General features: G+C 40.0%; 17 protein-coding genes and 1 other RNA gene. 11 read left to right on the plus strand and 7 right to left on the minus strand.

Features of this window, described 5'->3' with window-relative positions; all coding sequences use genetic code 11:
• Positions 1 to 58: 58 nt before the first annotated feature.
• A complete protein-coding gene (locus GQO80_RS09990; RefSeq protein WP_157208211.1) occupies positions 59 to 2,587 on the minus strand; it encodes a carboxypeptidase-like regulatory domain-containing protein in 2,529 nt (842 codons plus the stop codon).
• Positions 2,541 to 4,226 (minus strand): M23 family metallopeptidase, encoded by a 1,686-nt coding sequence (locus GQO80_RS09995; RefSeq protein WP_157208212.1) that lies wholly within the window; start codon positions 4,224 to 4,226, stop codon positions 2,541 to 2,543. The genes GQO80_RS09990 and GQO80_RS09995 overlap by 47 nt, the downstream gene beginning before the upstream one ends.
• Before the next feature lie 179 nt (positions 4,227 to 4,405).
• On the opposite strand from GQO80_RS09995, the gene GQO80_RS10000 reads away from it, so the two are divergent.
• The 4 genes from GQO80_RS10000 (at position 4,406) to rny (ending at position 6,816) form a co-directional block, all read left to right on the plus strand.
• The gene (locus GQO80_RS10000) at positions 4,406 to 4,696 is read left to right on the plus strand and encodes a hypothetical protein (RefSeq protein WP_157208213.1); all 291 of its coding nucleotides are present in this window, start codon (positions 4,406 to 4,408) and stop codon (positions 4,694 to 4,696) included.
• A 15-nt stretch (positions 4,697 to 4,711) separates the two neighbouring features.
• Positions 4,712 to 5,005 (plus strand): cell division protein ZapA, encoded by a 294-nt coding sequence (locus tag GQO80_RS10005; protein WP_157208214.1) that lies wholly within the window; start codon positions 4,712 to 4,714, stop codon positions 5,003 to 5,005.
• A 54-nt stretch (positions 5,006 to 5,059) separates the two neighbouring features.
• Positions 5,060 to 5,185, plus strand: a non-coding RNA gene (ssrS, locus tag GQO80_RS10010) — 6S RNA.
• Between the two features lie 59 nt (positions 5,186 to 5,244).
• Positions 5,245 to 6,816: a ribonuclease Y gene (gene rny / locus GQO80_RS10015; RefSeq protein WP_157208215.1), complete on the plus strand. Its 1,572-nt coding sequence runs from the start codon at positions 5,245 to 5,247 to the stop codon at positions 6,814 to 6,816.
• A 205-nt stretch (positions 6,817 to 7,021) separates the two neighbouring features.
• On the opposite strand, the gene GQO80_RS10020 is transcribed toward rny, so the two are convergent.
• On the minus strand, positions 7,022 to 7,918 hold the full coding sequence (locus tag GQO80_RS10020) for a site-specific tyrosine recombinase (protein ID WP_157208216.1): 897 nt from the start codon (positions 7,916 to 7,918) through the stop codon (positions 7,022 to 7,024).
• A gap of 110 nt (positions 7,919 to 8,028) precedes the next feature.
• Between GQO80_RS10020 and GQO80_RS10025 the strand changes: the two genes are divergently transcribed.
• Positions 8,029 to 8,631: a porin family protein gene (locus GQO80_RS10025; protein ID WP_157208217.1), complete on the plus strand. Its 603-nt coding sequence runs from the start codon at positions 8,029 to 8,031 to the stop codon at positions 8,629 to 8,631.
• 75 nt (positions 8,632 to 8,706) lie between these two features.
• On the plus strand, positions 8,707 to 9,123 hold the full coding sequence (locus tag GQO80_RS10030; RefSeq protein WP_157208218.1) for a type II 3-dehydroquinate dehydratase: 417 nt from the start codon (positions 8,707 to 8,709) through the stop codon (positions 9,121 to 9,123).
• Between the two features lie 102 nt (positions 9,124 to 9,225).
• Here GQO80_RS10030 and lpdA read toward each other — a convergent pair whose 3' ends face one another.
• Complete coding sequence (gene lpdA, locus GQO80_RS10035; RefSeq protein ID WP_157208219.1) at positions 9,226 to 10,602, minus strand: dihydrolipoyl dehydrogenase; 1,377 nt, start codon at positions 10,600 to 10,602, stop codon at positions 9,226 to 9,228.
• A 116-nt stretch (positions 10,603 to 10,718) separates the two neighbouring features.
• Between lpdA and GQO80_RS10040 the strand changes: the two genes are divergently transcribed.
• Entirely contained in the window at positions 10,719 to 12,008 is a 1,290-nt protein-coding gene (locus GQO80_RS10040; RefSeq protein WP_157208220.1) for an NAD(P)/FAD-dependent oxidoreductase, read from the plus strand.
• 90 nt (positions 12,009 to 12,098) lie between these two features.
• Here the strand turns inward: GQO80_RS10040 and GQO80_RS10045 are convergent, their stop codons facing one another.
• Together GQO80_RS10045 and msrB are read right to left on the minus strand one after the other, a co-directional pair.
• Positions 12,099 to 12,650: a DUF1572 family protein gene (locus GQO80_RS10045; protein WP_157208221.1), complete on the minus strand. Its 552-nt coding sequence runs from the start codon at positions 12,648 to 12,650 to the stop codon at positions 12,099 to 12,101.
• 40 nt (positions 12,651 to 12,690) lie between these two features.
• Entirely contained in the window at positions 12,691 to 13,158 is a 468-nt protein-coding gene (gene msrB / locus GQO80_RS10050) for a peptide-methionine (R)-S-oxide reductase MsrB (RefSeq protein ID WP_157208222.1), read from the minus strand.
• 165 nt (positions 13,159 to 13,323) lie between these two features.
• On the opposite strand from msrB, the gene GQO80_RS10055 reads away from it, so the two are divergent.
• From GQO80_RS10055 to GQO80_RS10065, 3 genes are all read left to right on the plus strand, one after another.
• Positions 13,324 to 14,139 (plus strand): M48 family metallopeptidase, encoded by an 816-nt coding sequence (locus GQO80_RS10055; protein ID WP_157208223.1) that lies wholly within the window; start codon positions 13,324 to 13,326, stop codon positions 14,137 to 14,139.
• Between the two features lie 172 nt (positions 14,140 to 14,311).
• The gene (locus GQO80_RS10060; RefSeq protein ID WP_157208224.1) at positions 14,312 to 15,646 is read left to right on the plus strand and encodes an MFS transporter; all 1,335 of its coding nucleotides are present in this window, start codon (positions 14,312 to 14,314) and stop codon (positions 15,644 to 15,646) included.
• Between the two features lie 228 nt (positions 15,647 to 15,874).
• Positions 15,875 to 16,924 (plus strand): restriction endonuclease subunit S, encoded by a 1,050-nt coding sequence (locus GQO80_RS10065; RefSeq protein WP_232333153.1) that lies wholly within the window; start codon positions 15,875 to 15,877, stop codon positions 16,922 to 16,924.
• 200 nt (positions 16,925 to 17,124) lie between these two features.
• Here the strand turns inward: GQO80_RS10065 and GQO80_RS10070 are convergent, their stop codons facing one another.
• Positions 17,125 to 19,671, minus strand: coding sequence for an ATP-dependent Clp protease ATP-binding subunit (locus GQO80_RS10070; protein WP_157208226.1), 2,547 nt, complete (start codon positions 19,669 to 19,671; stop codon positions 17,125 to 17,127).
• 355 nt (positions 19,672 to 20,026) lie between these two features.
• Between GQO80_RS10070 and gyrA the strand changes: the two genes are divergently transcribed.
• Positions 20,027 to 22,585 carry a DNA gyrase subunit A gene (gene gyrA, locus GQO80_RS10075; RefSeq protein ID WP_157208227.1) on the plus strand — a complete coding sequence of 853 codons (2,559 nt, stop codon included), beginning with the start codon at positions 20,027 to 20,029 and terminating at the stop codon, positions 22,583 to 22,585.
• Positions 22,586 to 22,595 lie beyond the last annotated feature (10 nt).

The raw sequence follows: 22,595 nt of genomic DNA on the forward strand, positions 1-22,595 counted from the left end.
TTGTTTGTTTTTTGAACCAACACCAAATACCCTTAACCAAATATACAAAACAACCGTTTTAAAATTTCATGGTTGTACGCACATTAAACACACGGGGGGTTAAATAGTTGGGTATGGCATATTGGCGTTTGGTATAAACATCGCGTACCCACGTGTTGGTGATAGCGTTTTGCACATCGAACATATTGAAAATTTCAAACCCAAACGAGAGTTCCTTGAACGGTTTTTTCCAACCGTTGTTAAATTGTTTATTGGCATCCACCAAAACAAATTGCAGACCTAAATCGGCACGTTTGTAATCGGGCAAGCGGTTTTGGTAGTCGTAGGGGTTGGCATAACTGGGCGATCCACCGGGCAACCCTGTATTGTAAACCAAGTTCAAGTACATTTTCATATTAGGTACGTTGGGTACATAATCTTGAAAAAGAGCTGCAAATTTTAAACGCTGGTCGGTGGGGCGGGCAATATAGCCTTGGTTATTAATGTTTTCCTCAGTTTTTAGATAGCCAAAACTAAACCACGATTCGGTGCCCGGAACAAACTCGCCATTTAATCGCATATCCAAGCCGTATGCATAAGCCTTGGCATTGTTGTTGGCAGCATAGCGAATACGCACGTTTTCAAGTGTATAAGGGTTAACATCGTTCAGGTTTTTATAATAGGCTTCGGAAGTGAGCTTAAAGGGGCGTTCCCACATTTTAAAGCTATACTCGTTTCCTAAAACCAAGTGAAACGATTGTTGCGCTTTTACATTTGGTTGCACAACGCCGTTTGCATCACGCAGTTCTCTGTAAAATGGTGGTTGGTAGTATAAACCGGCCGCTATTCTAAAAAGCATGTCTTTTTCCCAATAGGGTTTTATGGCGAATTGTGCCCGCGGACTGAAAACGGTTTGGTTTGATTTGGAGGCAGTGTTTTTGTCGCTTACCGACCAATTATGCACCCGAACTCCCGCATTGTACCAAACGTCGCTTGTGCCTATGGTGGCGCGTTTGCTCCATTGGGCGTATGCTTGCAAGCGGTTTATGGTTGTGTAATTGGCGGCCCTTACGTTTTGAAATGCTTCCAAAGGGCCGCTATATGGTATATAAGGTTGCTCGTTTACAGGTGTCGTTTTGGGCGGACGAATGGAAAATCCAGCAGAATCGATAACTTCCCACTCTATAAGGCGGTCGCGAATATCTTCATTGGTGTATTTTAAAGCCCATTCGAAGCGGTTTTCCCCCATTTTAAAATCGCCTTTATGTTCAATGTTGGTAATTAGGGCATCCAAATCGTTGCGACCATGGTTTAATTGGCTACCAACACCGCGGCTAAATTCAACGTCGCCTAAATTTTCATCACCAATATTGGTGTTTACTTCACCCAATCGGTACTGTGCCAAAATATCAAAATACTCTTCTTCGGTGGTGTGGTATCTGGAGGCGATTGCTTTCAAGGTTAAATCGTTATTCACAAAATAAGTGCCTTTAAAAGCCCCAAAATAGGTTTGGTAACGGTCTTTTTCCCGACCTTCATAAAACACCAAAAGCGCAATGGGGTCGGCTAAAGTGCCAAAATTGGTCTGTCTTGTTTGTGGTTGGTAATTGTATTTGTTAAGGGATGCGTTCCCTAAAAAACTTAAGTGGAATTTACTGGAAAACATATAGGTAAAATACCCTTGGGCATCGCCAAATGCAGGTTTGTAATTGGTTTCGGTTTCCTTGGCTTTTACCAATAGGCTATTGTCGCGGTAACGCACGCCAACAATGCCCGAAAATTTAGAATCTTTGCTGATGCTTTCAACCGAAACACTGCCACCAAGCAAGCTTATATCGGCATTCACTTCAAATTGATAGGGGGTTTTGTAAGTGATATCTAAAACGGACGATAATTTATCGCCATATTTTGCTTGAAAACCACCTGCCGAAAAATCGACGTTTTGTACCAAATCGGTGTTTACAAAACTTAAGCCTTCCTGTTGGCCCGAGCGTACCAAAAACGGACGATACACTTCAATATCATTTACATACACTAAGTTTTCATCATAATTGCCACCGCGTACCGCGTATTGTGTGCTTAATTCGTTGTTGTTGCTCACACCGGGAAGCGTGAGCAATAGGTTTTCAACACCTGCATTCGCACCCGGAATCTTCCGTATGGTTTCGGGTTTTAGGCTAACAATGCCCGCAACCTCCTTTTGGCGTTTGTTGGTAACCATGACAGCGGCTATTTGTTCAACGGAAGTGCTCATTACAGGGTTAAACTCATAATCCTCGCCATTTTTTAAATTGAATTTTGCCACCACTTTTTTATGGGAAAGATGGGTGAATTCTACTGAAACATCGGTGTTTGCTGGAATTTCCAACAAATAAAAACCATTGGCGTTGGTTACGGTACCCTTGTTGCCGGCTTTAATGTTTACGTTTAAAATGGGCGTGTTGGTTTCATCTAAAATAACACCTTTTATGGTAGCTGTTTGGCCATAGCCTACAAATAGCGTGGCAAACAATAGCGCAATGGAAACTTGAAATTTTGTTTTCAAATGGATAAATAATTTTTTATTTTCGGTAAAACAATGCCTCAAAAGTAGCACTATTTCCAACATTATCGGTTACGATTACTTTTAAATTGTTCTTGGTTTCTATGGCTGTATTATCATTAAAATCGTAGGTTAATGTGTTAGTTTTATAGTCGTATTCCATTAAAATCCACTTGCCGTTTATCGTGGCGCGGTAGTTTGATATGCCCGAAAGCGCATCGTCTATTTTAATTTTTAAAAACCTGAAATTGCTCAACCATTGTCCGTCCTTAAAGTTTAATGGCGAAATGGTTGGCGCAACCGTATCAGTAGCGAGCGCATAGGTGCCCAAGGTTTTGGTGCTTGTTGATAAAACACTACCGTTTCTTTTGGTTGAAGAATATACGGGGTAATTTTTGAAGCCTACCAAGCGGGCAATAAATAGTTTGTCCCTATCGGCATCCTTGTAGTTGCTAATATCATAGCTAATGGTGAAGTTTTTGCGGGTAGGTACTATATCCTTATGCAAGGTTAGGGTGTCGTTCCTCACGTTAAAATCCATATAAAAGTTTTCGTAAAAGGTCTCAGGATAAAAATCTACGGCAATATTTCCAGATTTTAAACTGGTATGTTGGGAAGCCGTAATATAATAAGGAGTGGTTTTAGGTGTTTGTGGCTTTGTGTTGGTTGGCTTACGCCCTTTAATGTTAATGGATACAAAGGTTTCATTGTTTTTGAAATCGGACACGCGTATTTTATAAATGGATGAGATGCTGTCTGCAATGTTTAAAACGCCGTCGTTTATTATGGGCTTCAGCATGCTTAATGGGTTGTTTTTTTTGAACAATTTTTGGATGCGTTGCCGTTTGGTTACATAATGTTCGTAGTCAATATATTGGTTAAGGCAGGACGATTCATCAAAAGAGAACACGCTAAAATCGACTTCAAAATTTTGACTGCCGTTAAAAAAGGTTTGTATGTTGTAAACCCCATTGGCGTTGGCTGCTAGGTCTTGCCTGTCGGTGGTTTCAATGCCAAAACCTATATTGCCAAAAGCTTCAACAGGTTCTGCGTTGTAATCGCCATTTTTTAAAGGAATGAGCCTTAACTTTTGGTTGGTATTTGTTTTGTTTATGGAAGCGTTTTCATCTAAAGGAAAGGCAAACAATGCGCTTACAACGGGTTTGGTGGTATCTTTTATATCCAAGCCAAAAAGCATGGGGTTCATGGGGCGTTCTTCTTTATCGCGAATTTCAAAATGCAGATGCGGCCCGCCGGAACCACCCGAATTGCCCGTGTAAGCTATCAGGTTGCCTTTTGTGATGGGCAGTAAATCGGCAGCAGGAAACACTTCAACCTCATAAGATTCTTGTTCATATTGCTTTTGTTTGATGAAGGCCTCAATTTCGGGCGAAAAGCTTTGTAAATGCCCATAAACCGTTGTGTAACCATTGGGGTGGGTAATGTACAGGGCCTTTCCGTAGCCGAAATGGGCTACTTTTATGCGGCTTACAAACCCATTGGCGGGAGCAATAACCCTTAAGCCTTCACGCTGTTGGGTTTTAATGTCCAGTCCTGAATGGAAATGGTTGGAGCGCAGTTCCCCAAAGTTGCCAGCCAAAATAAGCGGTACTTCCAATGGGGAGCTAAAATAGTCTTGTGGATAATTGTTTTGCGCATTTACAAATAGCGTCGCACTTAAAAAGAGGGATAGGATGAATCGCATAATGAATACAGTTGTTGCTAAAATATCAATAAGATATGAATGGGCAAAAGAATAAAACAAAAATCAGGTCGCTAGCCCCGATTTAGGGCAATAACGAGAATTTTTAAATTTTATTGAAAAACAATTGTAATTTATAGACAGGTATGTTAACTTTGTGAGATAAGTATTGAAATTTGCAAATGAGTAATATTGAAGATATTGTACATTCGTTAGAAAGCAAAATAAACAAAGTATTACAAAAACTTGAGCTATTGAAGCATGCCAACTCTAAACTAAGTCAAGAACTGGAGGCTTCAAAGCAAGAAATTCTAAACCAAAAACAGCATATTGCCACTTGGGAAGAAAAGTATGAAGCGCTTAAAATAGCAAATTCGATACTGGGTAGTGACGAAAATAAACGAGAAACCAAGCTTAAAATAAACGCATTAATTAGGGATATTGATCATTGTATTGCGCAATTGTCCGATTAAGCACTTAGAAATCCAATGGCGGAAAAGCTTAAAATAAAATTGTCTATAGCAAATAGGGTGTACCCCCTAACCATTGATGCAAGCCAAGAAGAAGGCTTGCGAAAAGCCGCTAAAGACATTGATGCCATGATTAAGCAATTTGAAGAAAGTTACTCTGTTAGGGACAAGCAAGATGTACTGGCCATGTGCGCCCTGCAATTTGCCTCCCAAGTTGAACAGAAAGCTATTGATAAAGAGTATGTAAACGAGCATGTAGAAGAAAAACTAAATGCTTTAAACCAGTTGTTGCAAGCTCATTTGGTCTCTTAAACGTTCTTTAAAATAAACTAAGTTACTGCCTACATTAGTTATTTTTTTTGATAAACTCAACGTTAATTCTTTAAAAAGGGTGAGTTTAAGTTGTAAAAGCAAGCTGCATCCGCTGGATTTATTTCAGTACCGCAGATCCTTGATCAGCTTGTTAGCCCTAAACTTGTTTTTAAGGAGTTTATACAAAATTTCAAACTGATGTAGGCTTTTTTATATACTAAAATTAACTAATTACACGAATGGATAAATTTATATTAATAGCCGTGGGCATAGTGCTAGGACTTGTCATAGGCTTTATCATTGCCAAGGTTCTGGAAAAAAACAACGCTTCCAAACTGGTAAAGGAAGCTAAAAAAAGTGCAACGCTCATTCTGAAAGAGGCTAATAGCGAAGGTGAATCAATAAAAAAAGATAAAATACTTCAAGCCAAGGAAAAGTTTATTGAGCTTAAATCGGAACACGAAAAAGTAATACTGGCCCGTGACAAAAAAATGGCGGAGGTTGAAAAGCGCATCCGCGATAAGGAGTCGCAGCTATCAAATGAATTGGCCAAAAGCAAAAAACTAAACGATAGCCTAGAAGAAAAGGAAAAGGATTATGACCACCGATTGGAAGTGCTGGAAAAAAAGCAAGAAGAGATCGATAAACTCCATAAAAACCAAGTACAACAACTAGAAATTATTTCTAGCCTTTCGGCCGAAGACGCCAAGGAGCAACTGGTAGAGTCATTAAAGGGCGAAGCTAAAAATGATGCCATGGCTTTTATCCAAAGTGCTATGGAAGAGGCTAAATTAACGGCCGAACAGGATGCCAAAAAAATCATCATCAATACCATCCAACGCATTGGAACCGAAGAAGCAGTTGATAATTGCGTATCTGTTTTCAACATAGAATCGGATGATGTAAAAGGTCGCATCATTGGTCGTGAAGGAAGAAACATTCGTGCCATTGAAGCCGCTACTGGTGTAGAAATAATTGTTGATGATACCCCAGAGGCCATTATTTTATCGTGTTTTGATTCGGTTAGACGCGAAATTGCCCGTTTATCGTTGCATAAATTGGTAACCGATGGCAGAATCCATCCAGCTCGCATTGAAGAAGTTGTTGAAAAAACAACCAAACAAATTGAACAGGAAATAATAGAGGTTGGTAAACGTACCGTTATCGATTTGGGCATTCACAACCTGCATCCAGAGCTTATCAAAATGGTAGGTAGGATGAAATACCGGTCGTCTTACGGACAAAATTTATTGCAACACTCGCGCGAAGTGGCAAAACTTTGTGGTGTGATGGCTGCTGAATTAGGTTTAAATCCAAAACTAGCCAAACGCGCTGGTTTATTGCACGATATTGGTAAAGTGCCCGATGCTGAAACCGATATGGAAACCCCACACGCCATACTTGGTATGCAATGGGCTGAAAAATATGGGGAAAAGGATGAAGTGGTTAACGCCATAGGAGCGCATCACGACGAAATTGAAATGAAATCGCTGTTGGCACCCATTGTTCAGGTATGCGATGCTATTTCAGGTGCGCGTCCTGGTGCACGTCGTCAGGTTTTGGATAGCTATATCCAACGCTTAAAAGATTTGGAAGATATTGCTTTCGGGTTTAACGGTGTTAAAAAGGCCTACGCTATTCAAGCAGGCCGTGAGTTAAGGGTGATTGTGGAAAGCGAAAAGGTGGACGACCAAAAGGCGGCCGATTTATCATTCAGCATTTCACAAAAAATACAAACCGATATGACCTATCCGGGGCAGGTAAAGGTTACTGTAATTAGGGAAACCCGAGCTGTTAACATTGCAAAATAAAATTCCAGCGAAAGCAGGAATCCCACAATAAATTAATTAAAATCCAGCTTTATGCCGGATTTTTTTGTTTTGTCAAAAGTCAAAAGTCAAAAGTCAAGAGTCAAGAGTTAAGATGGATTTTTTAATTTTGCTAACAACTCAACAACTCAACAACTCAACAACTCAACAACTCAACAACTCAACAACACAACAACTCAACACCCATTTACCGCCTCGGATGGTATTTTTCAACAACCTCGGTTAAATGTCCTTTGTCTAAATGCACGTAAATTTCGGTGGTGGTAATGCTCTCGTGACCCAGCATAAGTTGTATGGAACGTAAATCGGCATTATTTTGCAAGAGATGCGTGGCAAAAGAATGTCTGAACGTATGCGGCGAAATACTTTTTTTAAGTCCAATTTTGGTGGCAAGTTGTTTAATAATGGTAAACACCATGGCTCGCGTAAGCTGTTTGCCCCGTCTGTTTAAAAATAGCGTATCCTCAAACCCATGGGAAGTTTTAATATGGCAACGAACCTCATTTCGGTATATGTTAATGTATTTTTGGGTTATGGCTACAATAGGCACAAAACGCTGTTTGTCGCCTTTTCCCGTAACCTTAATAAAGCCTTCATCAAAAAACAGATCGGAAAGTTTTAAATGGATCAATTCACTAACACGCAACCCGCAGCCATATAAAGTTTCTAGCATGGCACGGTTGCGTTCACCTTCGGGCTTACTTAAGTCGATGGCTTGTATTAAAGCGTCTATTTCTTTTTCAGAAAGCGTGTCGGGAAGTTTGCGCCCTATTTTTGGCGATTCAATCAAATCTAAAGGATTGGAGGCAATGTAATCTTCAAAAACCAAATAACCGAAAAAACTGCGCAAGCCCGATATTAAACGCGATTGCGAACGGGTGTTTACCACCTTGGCGGTTTCGTAAATAAATTGCTGAATGGTTTCGGTTGAAATGGTAAGGGGCGATTCTTTGATAGCATGTGCTTCTAAATACGCCATTAGTTTTTTTATGTCAAACGCATAATTAGCTATGGAGTTTTGCGATAAACCACGTTCAATCCTTAGGTATAATTGATAATCTTTTAGTGCTTGTTCCCATTTCATCCTGTAAAAGTAACTAATTTATTGAAGCAAACTTTTTAATGATTTTGGTTGCTTTTGGGAGTGTTTAATAAATGAGTTCACTATTAATAATCAAATAATTAAAACTATTTATGAAAAAACCTTTATTTGTTGTCGTTTGCTTTTTGGCAATTACAGCGTTGAGCGCTCAAAATAAATCGGGCGATTTTACATTAGCCCCACAATTGGGTTTAAATTTGTCCAACTATACAAGTTCAGAAAACCTGAATAATAAAGTTAGAACCGCTTTTAATGTTGGCGTTATAGCAGAGTATTATTTTAACGACCGATGGAGTCTTCGTTCCGGTTTGGTTTATGATTCAAAAGGGACTAAAATAACGTCATCGGGTCAAGATTATATTGATAAGTTGAACTATATAGCAATTCCTTTACACGCCAATTGGCATTTTGGTTCCAACAGAAACTGGTTCTTAAATTTTGGTCCTACCGTGGGGTTTTTGGCAAGTGCTAAAGGCGATACACCTGGAGGGGAAATTGATATTAAAGATGCAATAGAAAGTTCTTTTGATGCAGGTTTGGGCGCAGGTATAGGTTATAAATTTGATATTGCCGATGCTACACAATTATATATCCAGTATCAAGGATATAATGGTTTTATTGATTTATTCAATGCAGATTTTAGCGTATTCAATGCCACGTCGGCATTTAATTTAGGTGTGGTTTTTCAATTATGATTAAGTATGTGTCCCTAAAAAACCGAAGTTCATCCCTTCGGTTTTTTTTATGTCTTTTTTTTATACTTTTGAAATATGAAAAAACTAATCATCATTAACGGGCCTAATTTAAACTTGTTGGGAAAGCGCGAACCCCATATTTACGGCAGTTTATCGTTTACCGACTTTTTAGAGCAACTTAAAAGCAAGTTTCCATTGGTTCAAATAGACTATTTCCAATCGAATGTTGAAGGCATTATTATTGACAAATTGCACGAAGTGGGCTTTAACTGCGATGGTATCATACTTAATGCAGGCGCATACACACATACGTCCATTGGAATTGGCGATGCAGTAAAAGGCATTGAAACGCCCGTGGTTGAGGTGCATATTTCCAACACCTTTGGTCGTGAGGCCTTTAGGCACCAGTCTTATATTTCGGTGCATGCTAAAGGGGTCATTCTTGGTTTTGGGATGCAAAGTTATGAGTTGGCTATCCAAAGTTTTTTATAAGGTATCTTAGGTTTTTAGAATCTTAGAATTTTAAACCTGTATTTAATAAAAAAAGGTTTCAGAATTTCTGAAACCTTTTCTATATCTAATAATCTATGAAGTCTATAAGTGAATTACTTCGCCATAAGCATCGGCCACCGCTTCCATTACCGCTTCACTCATGGTAGGGTGTGGGTGCACGGTTTTTAATACTTCGTGTCCGGTGGTTTCAAGTTTTCTGCCTAAAACAGCTTCGGCAATCATATCGGTTACGCCAGCACCTATCATGTGGCAACCTAACCATTCACCATATTTGGCATCAAAAATAACTTTTACAAAACCTTCTTTGTTACCGCCGGCACTTGCCTTTCCAGATGCTGAAAACGGGAATTTTCCAACTTTAATATCAAACCCTTTCTCTCTGGCTTGTTTTTCGGTTAAACCAACACTGGCAATTTCTGGACTGGCGTAGGTACAACCCGGTATGTTTCCATAATCCAAGGCTTCCACATGCAATCCTGCAATTTTTTCAACACACAAAATGCCTTCTGCAGAAGCGACGTGCGCTAACGCTTGACCAGGTGTAACATCGCCAATAGCGTAATAACCGGGTATGTTGGTTTGGTAAAAACTGTTTACCAGAATTTTATCGCGGTCAACTACAATGCCTACATCTTCCAGTCCTATGTTTTCAATGTTTGTTTTAATGCCAACGGCACTTAATATAATGTCGGCTTCCAAAACTTGTTCGCCATCTTTGGTTTTAACGGTTGCTTTCACGCCTTCGCCCGAAGTATCAACTTTGGTTACTTCGGCAGAAGTCATAATGTTGATACCGCTTTTTTTGAATGATTTTTCAAGTTGTTTTGATACATCTTCATCTTCAACAGGCACCACATTTGGTAAAAACTCTACAATGGTAACCTCGGTTCCCATAGCATTATAGAAATATGCAAATTCTACGCCAATAGCGCCAGAACCCACTACAATCATTTTTTTGGGTTGGCTTGGTAAGCTCATGGCTTCCCTGTAGCCAATAACTTTTTTGCCGTCTTGTGGCAAACTAGGCAACTCGCGCGAACGTGCTCCAGTGGCGATAATGATATGGTCGGCACTGTATTCTTTTCCATCAACTTCAACCTTTTTGCCTGGTTTTAGCGTGCCGTAGCCTTCAATAACATCAATTTTGTTTTTCTTCATTAAAAATTGAACGCCTTTGCTCATGCCATCGGCCACACCTCGGCTACGTTTTACAACCGCACTAAAATCCTTATCATAGCCATTAACGGTTAAACCATAATCTCCGGCATGTTTAAGATATTCAAAAACTTGGGCAGATTTCAATAGTGCTTTTGTGGGAATACAGCCCCAATTTAAACAAACGCCACCAAGATTTTCTTTTTCAACAACGGCCGTTTTAAAGCCTAATTGCGATGCTCTAATAGCCGTAACATAGCCTCCGGGCCCACTTCCAAGAACAATAATATCGTATTTACTCATGAGATTTTTTTAATCGTTAATTTCAGGCTACGAATTTACGAAACCTATTTTTAATAATGAATTTAGAAATCTATAAATTTATATCTTTTGTTACCTTTGCTTTCAAGCATTAGTTTATGAACATACCAAAAACAAGTTTTCCGCGCATTGTAATTATTGGTGGCGGTTTTGCTGGCATAGCGTTGGCAAAAAAATTATCAAAACAAGAAGTGCAGGTTGTGTTATTGGATAAACATAACTATCATACGTTTCAGCCTTTGTTGTATCAAGTATCAACAGGCGGTTTAGAGCCTGATTCAATTGCGTATCCCATTCGTAAAGTACTTAAGGATTTTCCTAATTTTCATTTCAGATTGGCACATGTTGAAGAAATAGTTGCTGCTGAAAATAAGGTGATTACCAATATTGGCGAACTTAAATTTGACTATTTAGTGGTGGCATCGGGTTCTAAAACCAACTATTTTGGAAATGCTGAAATTGAAAAAAATAGTATGGCCATGAAAACCATACCACAATCGCTTAATTTAAGAAGCTTAATTCTTGAAAATTTTGAGGATGCGTTACTAACTTCCGATTTGCATGAACGTAATGCCCTTATGAATTTTGTGATCGTAGGCGGTGGTCCAACAGGAGTTGAGTTGGCGGGTGCACTGGCAGAAATAAAAAAAGGCATTCTTCCTAAAGATTACCCCGATTTGGATACACGTTTGGCACAAATACACATCATTCAATCGGGTGATTGTATTTTAAATGGCATGAGTGAGAAAGCTTCTGAAAAAGCTGAAGATTTTTTAGAAAAATTAGGTGTTAATATTTGGAAAAACCTCAGGGTAACAGGTTACGATGGGAAAACAGTAACGACTAACACCGATTTAACCTTTGAAACTGCTACCCTAATTTGGGCAGCAGGTGTAAAAGGCGCTACCATAAAAGGTTTGGATGCTAGTGGATATATAACGAAGGGCGAACGGCTTTTAGTTGATGAATTTAACCAAGTTAAAGGATTTGCGAATATTTTTGCTGTTGGAGACATAGCCTGCATGGTTACCAATGAGTTTCCTAACGGTTTGCCCATGATGGCACAACCTGCCATTCAACAAGGAAAACAGTTGGGCGACAACATGGTGCGTTTAATTGAAAAGAAACCCATGAAGCCTTTTGAATATAAGGATAAAGGTGCCATGGCAACTATTGGAAGAAACAAAGCGGTAGTTGATTTGCCCAAATTCAAATTTCAAGGTGTTTTTGCTTGGTACGTTTGGATGTTTGTTCACCTTTTTTTCTTAATAGGATTTAGAAATAGGATGGTGGTTTTTGTAAATTGGGTGTATAATTATGTGCGTTTTGACAGGGAAGCACGCTTGATAATTAGGCCGTTTAAGCGGCGTTTGAAAGAAGCGGAATGATTGACGAACAACGACTAACGAATAACTTCCTTGATTGGAGCTAACCGTTTTTTAGTTAATTTTCATTGTTAAATAGGGTTCCAATTTCAGCTAAACACCATCCGTGAAGTGGCGAATGTCTTTTTCTTTTTCAAATTTGGCATGGTTGTAGGAGGTCGATTTTCCTTTCGGAATGGATAGCGATTCCCAGTCGTTTCCCTTCAAAAGTTTTCCCAAAAACACAATTTGCCCAATATGGTACGCATAATGGCACAGTTGCCTGTTAATGGCCTCTGTAACCGTATGGCCTTCGTTTCTAATATACACAATCCGTTCTAAATCAGGAGCCTCTAATGATTTTAAAGCTTTGAACAAGCATAGCCAACCGCTTTCCCATGCGGCTATTAAATCTTCTTTGGATGTGTAACTGTCCTCAAACTCCGCATCGCGTTGGCGCCAGGTTTTTTCGCCGTCTTCGGTTAAAAAATTGGTCCATCGGCTTAACATGTTGCCTACAAGATGCTTTGCAATGATTGAAATCGAGTTGGAAGCCTCACTGCTTTGCCATTGCAATGCTTCAAAAGTAAGCCTATCAAACGTTTTGTCGCCCAAGCTTTTATAATATTCAAACTGTTTGATGGCACTTGTTAAATAATGTTCCATAATGTTATTGAAATTAAAAAAACCAAATATACTTTAAAATTTATTCGGCAGGAATAAATTTAAGTGCCACACCGTTAATACAATGCCTAATGCCCGTGGTGTTTTTTGGGCCGTCATTAAATTTATGTCCTAAATGCCCGCCACAGGTGGCACAGTGTTCTTCAATGCCGTATAACAGCGAGCCATTGGAAAACGCAACGTTTCCTTTTATTTCTCTATCAAAACTGGGCCAACCGGTACCCGAATCGAATTTATGGTCACTTTTAAACAAAGGGGTGTCGCAACCCGCACAAACGTAGGTACCTTTTTTATAATTTTTATTCAATTCACTGGAAAAGGCGCGTTCCGTTCCCCCTTTTCGCATCACGTAGTAAGCGGTTTCAGAAAGTTGTGCTTTCCATTCCTTATCGGTTTTTGTAACCTCGAAACTTGCTTTGGAGTCTTTTTGGGCATGCCCATTACAGTAAAAAAGAAATAAGGTAATGCATAAAGTCAATAATCTTTTCATTTGTTTTCTTATTTGAAAGTCCGAATTACTAAATTTGTCGTATGATATGTTAAAACATAACACCTTGATTGTGATATAAAAAATGGAAGTGACCAATTATTTGCAGGCGTGTCTTAAAAGGAAACAGCAAATTTTGTACATTTATTAATAATTAAAACCAATACCATGAAACTAAAAAACATATTCGTTATGTTAGGGAGTGCCGCATTCATTGTGTCGTGTGCCGTAAACCCTTTCACAGGAAAAAAAACAATGGCTTTAGTGCCAAATTCACAACTGTTTCCAACGGCTTTTGCACAATATGACCAATTTTTAAGTGAGAACAAAGTGGTAAAGGGAACCGCCGATGCCGCTATGGTTACAAGAGTTGGCCAAAAAATTGCCGTTGCCGCAGAACGTTGGTTAACTGCAAATGGTTACGCAGGTTATTTAAACGACTATAAATGGGAATATAATTTGGTGGACGATAAAACCGTTAATGCCTGGTGCATGCCCGGTGGAAAAATAGTTGTTTACACGGGTATTTTGCCAATTGCTAAAGGCGAAACAGGTTTGGCCGCTATTATGGGGCATGAAGTGGCACACGCATTGGCCAACCACGGGCAACAGCGTATGAGCGCCGCTTATGTGCAACAAGGTGTGGCCATTGCCGGAAATGTTGTTATTAAAGACGAGCAATCCAGAAATGCCTTCAATCAATATTACGGCGTTGGTTCGCAAGTGGGCGTAATGCTACCCTTTAGTAGAAGCCATGAAACCGAAGCCGATCAAATTGGGCTCTATTTAATGGCCATAGCAGGCTACAACCCCGCCGAAGCCGCCGAACTTTGGAAACGTATGAGCGCCCTAGCCAACGGTCAAGCACCACCAGAGTTGTTAAGCACGCACCCTTCAAACGAATCGCGCATAGCAAATTTAACAGCCTTGGCACCTAAAGCGAAGGCCGAAGCCGAAAAATTTGGTGTAACCTCATTTAAATAATCATTTAATAAATTATAATAAAAATATTTGTTTACTTTGAAGCCGCTCTTAAAAAGGAGTGGCTTTTTTATTGAAATACTCATTTTATTTCAATGGTTTTCAATTTTTCAAATGAAGATTGAAACTTGACGGTTTTTTTTGAATAATAAGTTTTTAAACCTAATTAATTACCATGGACCAACCTGAAAAGGGCAGTAAAAAATTATTGAACGCTTGGGCATTTTATGATTGGGCCAATTCGGTTTATGCCCTAACCATTGCATCTTCCATATTTCCGCTTTTTTACGCTACTTTGTTTTCAAGCGCGGATGAATTGATTTCGGCATTTGGTTTTCAAATGAAGCCCACGGTTTTAATTTCCATAGTTACCGCATTCACGTTTTTGGTGGTTGCCTTTACATCGCCCATTCTGTCTGGTATTGCCGATTATGTGGGCAACAAAAAAAGTTTCATGAAATTCTTTTGTTATGTTGGCAGTGTTGGGTGCATTGGTCTTTATTTTTTCAGTTTAGAACATATTTACGCCAGTATCACGTTTTATTTTATGGGCTTAATTGGTTTTTGGGGCAGTTTGGTGTTTTATAATTCGTATTTGCCCGACATTGCCTTTCCTGAACAGCAAGATAAGGTAAGCGCCAAAGGGTTTTCATTTGGATATATAGGAAGTGTTATTTTATTGCTCTTAAACCTTGCCATGGTTATGAAACCCAACTGGTTTGGCTTTGATATAGGCATTACCGAAGCCGAAAAAAATGCCGCATCCATAAAGGCCATGAAAGTGTCGTTTATAACGGTTGGTGTTTGGTGGGCCTTATTTAGCCAATATACGTTTTATGTGTTGCCAAAAGGGGTTTCTTCAGGCCATAAGGTTACAAGGTCGGTTGTTTTGAACGGTTTTAGGGAACTGCAATTGGTTTGGAAGCAACTAAAAGGCAATTTAAGGCTGAAACGCTATTTGTATGCCTTTTTTGTATTTAGTATGGCCGTACAAACCATTATGCTGATGGCCGTGTATTTTGGGGAAAAGGAAATTTTATGGGCCAGTGAAAGTGAAAAAACCACAGGCCTGATAGTGAGCGTGTTATTGATACAGTTGGTGGCTATTTTTGGCGCCGAAACAACCTCGCGTGCTTCGGGAAAATTTGGTAATATCAATACCCTTATCGTTATTAATGCGATATGGATGGCCCTGTGTTTTTATGCTTATTTTATGGTTACGCCCATGCAATTTTACGTTGCGGCGTTTATGGTGGGGTTGGTTATGGGCGGCATACAGGCATTGGCACGATCGACCTATTCCAAATTTTTGCCAAAAACCGATGATACCACGTCGTACTTTAGCTTTTATGACGTGGCCGAAAAAATAGGGATTGTTATTGGAATGTCCATTTTTGCGGTGGTCGATCAAATGAAAACCATGCGGCATGCCATCCTGTTTTTGTTCGCGTTTTTTTTGATAGGCATTATTTTGTTGTTTCGCGTGCCCAAAGAAGCCAAAAAAAGTTGAAAAAAACAGTCATGGCAAGAACGACAACTTCATTGCGAGGAGCCACACCGTCATTGCGAGGCACGATGCAATCTTATGAAAAAGAACTAACATGAAACAGATTACTTCGGTCGTGCCTCCCTCGTAATGACGTCATTGCGAGTAGCCACACCGTCATTGCGAGGCACGAAGCAATCTGTTAATTAAGAAGGTATGGAATTAGTTTAATTGGGGAAAGATGATTTGGTAATGGTAGTAAAGGATATTTTTAATATTAAAAAGGGTAAAAAAGCGAAAGAATCTAATTTTGGTGAGCGGTATATTCAAATTGAAGACTTAAGAAATGATTTTAATTGGAAATATGCAGAAATAGACCCAAAGAATGTGTTGTGTGATAAAAATGATATTTTAATTGCTTGGGATGGTGCAAATGCTGGTACAATAGGATATAATTTAGAAGGTGTTTTAGGTAGTACTTTAGCCAAATTAACACCAAAAAAAGTTGAAATTATTCACCCAAATTACTGTGGAAGGTTCTTGCAATCAAAGTTTAATTATTTGCGAGAAAATTGTACTGGAGCAACTATACCCCATATATCTAGAGCTTCTTTAGAAAACTTAGAAATCCCCCTCCCCAACCTAGAAACCCAAAAGCGCATCGCCGCCATTTTAGATGAAGCCGACACCCTGCGCCAACTAAACCAACAACTTATCGCCAAATACGACGCCCTAACCCAAAGCCTCTTTTTGGATATGTTCGGTGACCCTGTTACGAACCCGATGGGGTGGGATGTTTATTTAGGAAAAGATTTATTCAAATATTCAAGTGGTAGATATAATCCAACTAAGAACTTAAATGATAGTTTTAGGTTTCCTACTTATGGTGGTAATGGGATTACTGGCTATTCTAAGGATTGGTTGGTTGATTATGCTACAATTATAATTGGTAGAGTTGGTGCTTATTGTGGTAGCGTTCATATTACAAATGGGAAAATATGGGTTACAGATAATGCCATTTACATTAAAACATTTAAACAAAGCATGAATCTTATTTTTTGTTTTGAAGCTTTTAAAAAATATAATTTAAATAGATTTGCAGATTTTTCGGGGCAACCAAAAATTACTCAAAAACCTCTTGAAAGTTTAGAATTTATTTATCCCCCAATCCACCTCCAAACCCAATTTGCAGAGCGTGTACAGGTTATAGAACAACAAAAACAACAAGCCCAAGACGCCCTACAAAAAAGCGAGTTGTTGTTTAACAGCCTGTTGCAAAAGGCATTTAACGGCACGCTCTAATTGCCCTCCTCCCGAGAGGTGGTAGAAGACCGGGGTGGTATTCCACATTTTTTCATAAAAAAGCAACCTGTTAGTTGCGTAACACCAACTTACAGGTTGCTTCGTTCTTAATCAACAGTTTGTTTTACTGCGTTCGTAATAGCGTTTTTGCAAACAGTCCCATCCCGGTTTTCGTAAAGTCCTTAAAAAAAAGGGGCCTGCTACGATTCGGTGGGCTTTTCGGCTTTTTTAATGCTGATGTTCAGTTCTTGGGTTTTTTCATCCAAATCGATGCTTATTTCGTCGCCTTCTTCAACATGCGACGTAATAATCTCTTCCGCTAAAGCATCTTCAACATATTTTTGAATGGCCCGTTTTAAGGGGCGTGCGCCGTATTGTTTATCGAACCCTTTTTCGGCAATATAATCCTTGGCTTTGTCGCTCAATTTTAAAATATAGCCTAAATCTTTTATTCTTAACAGCAGTTTGTTTAGTTCAATGTCAATAATCTTGTCAATGTCTTCTTTTTCAAGGGCATTGAACATCACTACATCGTCAATTCTATTTAAAAACTCTGGTGCAAACGATTTTTTTAGGGCGTTTTCAATAACGCTTTTTGCGTTGGCATCTTCTTGCGATTTTTGCGAGGCCGTACCAAAGCCGATACCGGTTCCAAAATCCTTCAATTTTCGGGCACCAATATTGGAGGTCATGATGATGATGGTGTTTCTAAAATCAATTTTCCGTCCCAAACTATCGGTTAAATAGCCATCATCAAGTACCTGCAAGAGCATGTTGAATACATCGGGGTGCGCTTTTTCAATTTCATCCAAAAGAATAACAGCGTATGGTTTCCGACGTATTTTTTCGGTTAGTTGGCCGCCTTCTTCATAGCCTACATAGCCTGGAGGTGCGCCAACCAATCTGGAAATGGCAAATTTTTCCATGTATTCGCTCATGTCTATCCTAACAAGCGAATCCTCGCTGTCAAACAATTCTTTGGAAAGTACTTTCGCCAATTGCGTTTTGCCCACCCCGGTTTGACCTAAAAATATAAACGAGCCAATGGGCTTGTTTGGGTCTTTTAGGCCTGCACGGTTGCGCTGAATGGCCTTTACAACCTTGGCTACCGCTTCGTCTTGGCCAATAACCTTGCCTTTAATGAGTTTTGGCAATTCGGCCAATTTGTTGATTTCGGTTTGTGCAATCCGGTTTACGGGAATGCCTGTCATCATCGAAACCACATCGGCAACATTATCTTCGGTAACAATTTCTCGGTGTTGTTTGGTGTCTTGTTCCCATTTTTCTTGGGCAATGGCTAATTCTTTCTCAATGCGTTTTTCGTCGTCCCTAAGTTTTGCGGCTTCTTCGTATTTTTGTTTTTTAACGACCGAGTTTTTGGTTTCCTTAACAATTTCAAGTTCTTTTTCAAGCTCAATGATTTGTTTGGGCACTTCAATGTTGGTTATGTGTACGCGCGATCCGGCTTCATCCAAGGCATCAATGGCCTTATCGGGCAGAAAACGCTCGGTCATGTACCTGCTTGTTAATTTCACGCAGGCTTCAATGGCTTCGGGGGTGTAATCAACATTATGGTGCTCTTCGTATTTGGCCTTGATGTTGTTTAGGATTTCAATGGTTTCTTCAACAGTGGTAGGTTCTACAATTACTTTTTGGAAACGGCGTTCCAAAGCACCATCTTTTTCAATATATTGCCTGTATTCATCCAAGGTTGTGGCGCCAATGCATTGAATTTCACCACGTGCCAGCGCAGGTTTGAACATGTTGGAGGCATCTAAACTTCCCGTAGCACCTCCTGCACCAACTATGGTGTGAATTTCGTCGATAAACAGGATAACGTCGTCGTTTTTCTCAAGCTCGTTCATTACGGCCTTCATGCGCTCTTCAAATTGGCCGCGGTATTTGGTGCCCGCTACTAAACTGGCCAAATCTAAGGTTACAACGCGCTTGTTGAACAAGATCCTGGAAACTTTCCGTTTGATGATGCGCAGTGCCAACCCTTCGGCTATGGCCGATTTGCCCACACCGGGTTCGCCAATTAAAAGCGGGTTGTTTTTCTTTCTTCTGCTTAAAATTTGCGATACGCGTTCAATTTCTTTCTCCCTTCCAACTACGGGGTCGAGTTTGCCCTCTTCGGCCAAGGCCGTTAAATCGCGCCCAAAATTGTCCAATACGGGTGTTTTGGATTTTTTATTGGTTTTACCTGCGGGCGTGTTGAAAATATCTTTGGAGCCTTCATCCTCAATATGCGAGTCGTCATCTTGAAACGATTCGGCTTTGGGTTCTCTATAGTCACTATCGTTAGTTATCATAAATTTGAATTGTTCTTTAACATTATCGTAGTCAACTTTCAACTTGTTTAAAAGTTTTGTAGTGGGGTCGTTCTCGTTTCTTAAAATACAGAGCAACAGGTGCGCTGTATTTATTGATGTGCTTTGAAAAAGTTTAGCCTCTAAAAAGGTTGTTTTTAGCGCGCGCTCTGCCTGCCTTGTTAAGTGCAGGTTTTTTTTCTGGTTCGATGCCACGGCCGTATTGGGGTTTGCCGGACTTAATATTTCCACTTTGCGCCGTAGGTGGTTTAAATCAACGTCCAACGCGTTCAAAATGGTTATGGCCTTACCATCGCCATCGCGTAAAAGCCCAAGCATTAAGTGTTCCGTTCCAATAAAATCGTGGCCTAAGCGCAGGGCTTCTTCTTTGCTGTAAGCTATAACGTCTTTTACTCTTGGTGAAAAATTATCATCCATAATTTGTTTCCTTTCTGCATTAAAAATACTAAAACATTTTACTAACGGCAAAAACTATACCCTAAAATGTGTGAAATCGCCATTTACAAGAATTTTTTTTGAGAAAAACACCAATGAAATGGGGCGATACCATATAACTTTTAAAAAAAAATTAAAAATCACTTATGAAAGTTGCTAATTGACAAAAAAAACTTTATAAAATCAAAGTTTTTTAAGGCTTATTTATCAACGAAAAAAGCAGCGTTAATTGTTAATAAAAAACACGAAAAAACAGCTTGAAAACACTTACCATGACTATTGAAATGCGTATATTAGCATGTTTTGAAAAACACATAAAAACTTAATTAAAATATTTATGGCAGAAGGAGAAAAATTGATCCCTATTAATATTGAAGATGAGATGAAAACGGCTTACATTGACTACTCAATGTCGGTCATTGTGTCACGTGCCCTACCAGATGTAAGAGATGGTTTGAAGCCCGTACACAGACGCGTACTGTTTGGTATGCACGAATTAGGGGTTAGGGCTACTGGAGCGCACAAAAAATCGGCAAGAATCGTGGGAGAGGTTTTAGGTAAATACCACCCACACGGTGATACATCGGTTTACGATGCCATGGTGCGTATGGCACAAGAGTGGAGTTTGCGTTATATGTTGATAGATGGCCAAGGTAACTTTGGCTCGATTGATGGCGATAGTCCTGCGGCAATGCGTTATACCGAAGCACGTATGCGCAAGATTTCTGAGGATATGCTGGCAGATATCGACAAGGAAACTGTGGACCACAAACTGAATTTTGATGATACCCTGCAAGAGCCCACCGTGTTACCAACGCGTATTCCGGGGCTTTTGGTTAATGGTGCATCGGGTATTGCCGTGGGAATGGCAACCAACATGCCACCGCACAATTTAACCGAGGTTGTAAACGGCACCATTGCCTATATTGAAAACAACGGTATTGAAATTGATGAATTGATAAAACACGTAAAAGCCCCCGATTTTCCAACGGGCGGTACCATTTACGGATACGATGGCGTTAAGGAGGCGTTCCATACGGGTCGCGGTCGTATCGTCATACGTGGTAAAGCCAATATTGAGGAAGTGCAAGGGCGCGAATGTATCATCGTAACCGAAATTCCTTACCAGATCAATAAGGCGGAAATGATCAAAAAAACGGCCGATTTGGTAAACGAGAAAAAACTGGAGGGCATTGCTACCATTCGCGATGAATCGGACAGAAACGGCATGCGCATCGTTTACGTGCTAAAACGCGATGCCATACCCAATATCGTACTTAACAAATTATACAAATATACGGCCTTACAATCGTCGTTCAGCGTAAATAATATTGCGTTGGTCAATGGGCGTCCGCAGTTGCTGAACCTAAAGGAACTTATTCATTATTTTGTTGAACACCGCCATGACGTAGTGGTAAGGCGCACGACCTTCGAGTTGCGCAAAGCGGAAGAACGCGCCCATATTTTAGAAGGCTTGATTATTGCCTCTGATAATATTGATGAGGTTATAGCCATTATCCGAGCATCCTCAAATGCCGATGAAGCGCGGGAAAACTTAATAAAGCGTTTTGAACTTTCTGAAATTCAGGCCAAGGCCATTGTAGAGATGCGTTTGCGTCAACTTACTGGTTTAGAGCAAGATAAATTGCGTTCAGAGTATGAAGATATTATGAAGCTCATCATCGACCTAAAAGACATCTTGGAGAAAAAAGAGCGTCGTATGGAAATCATCAAGAACGAACTGGTTGAAGTGAGGGAGAAATATGGCGACGAGCGTCGTTCAACCATCGAATATGCAGGAGGCGATTTAAGCATTGAGGATATGATTGCCGATGAGAAAGTGGTCATCACCATTTCACATGCGGGATACATCAAACGCACTTCCCTGTCCGAATACAAAACCCAAAACAGGGGCGGTGTAGGGCAAAAAGCCTCCACCACCCGAAACGAGGATTTTCTGGAACATTTATTCGTTGGTACCAACCATCAATACATGTTGTTTTTCACCCAAAAAGGAAAATGTTTCTGGATGCGCGTTTACGAAATTCCCGAAGGCAGTAAAACCTCTAAGGGGCGCGCCATTCAAAACTTAATCAATATTGAACAGGATGATGCTGTAAAAGCGTTTATATGCACCCAAGACCTTAAGGATGAGGATTATATAAACAGTCATTATGTCATTATGGCAACCAAACAAGGTCAGGTTAAAAAAACCTTGCTGGAGCAATATTCGCGCCCCAGGACCAACGGTATCAACGCCATTACCATTAAAGAAGACGATATGTTGTTGGAAGCGCGCTTAACCACAGGGGAAAGCCAAGTGATGTTGGCGCTAAAATCGGGTAAAGCGGTTCGTTTTGAAGAAGCAAAAACCCGCCCAATGGGTAGAAGCGCTTCGGGCGTAAGGGGCATCACCCTTGCCAATAAAAACGATGAAGTTATTGGCATGGTTACCATTGAAAACCCGCAAGAGGAATCGGTACTGGTAGTTTCTGAAAATGGCTACGGAAAACGTTCGTACATTGACGACCCCGAAGACGGCGAACCGGTTTACAGAATTACCAACCGTGGCGGAAAAGGCGTTAAAACCATTTCAATTACCGAAAAAACAGGAAATTTAGTGGCCATAAAAAGTGTAACCGATACCGATGACTTAATGATCATCAACAAATCGGGCATCGCCATTAGGTTGGAAGTTAAGGATTTAAGGGTTATGGGAAGAGCGACCCAAGGCGTAAAACTCATTAACCTTAAAAACAACGACTCCATAGCGGCCGTTGCCAAGGTAATGCATGATGAAGATGAAATGGATGCTTCAGAAAGTATTGAAAATAGCGATGGGTTGGATGCTGGCACAACTCTTGATACTAGTGATGAAAATAACACAGAACTTTAAATAAATAGTA

It is taken from the genome of Mariniflexile maritimum (assembly GCF_009746565.1).
Taxonomy (GTDB): domain Bacteria; phylum Bacteroidota; class Bacteroidia; order Flavobacteriales; family Flavobacteriaceae; genus Mariniflexile; species Mariniflexile maritimum.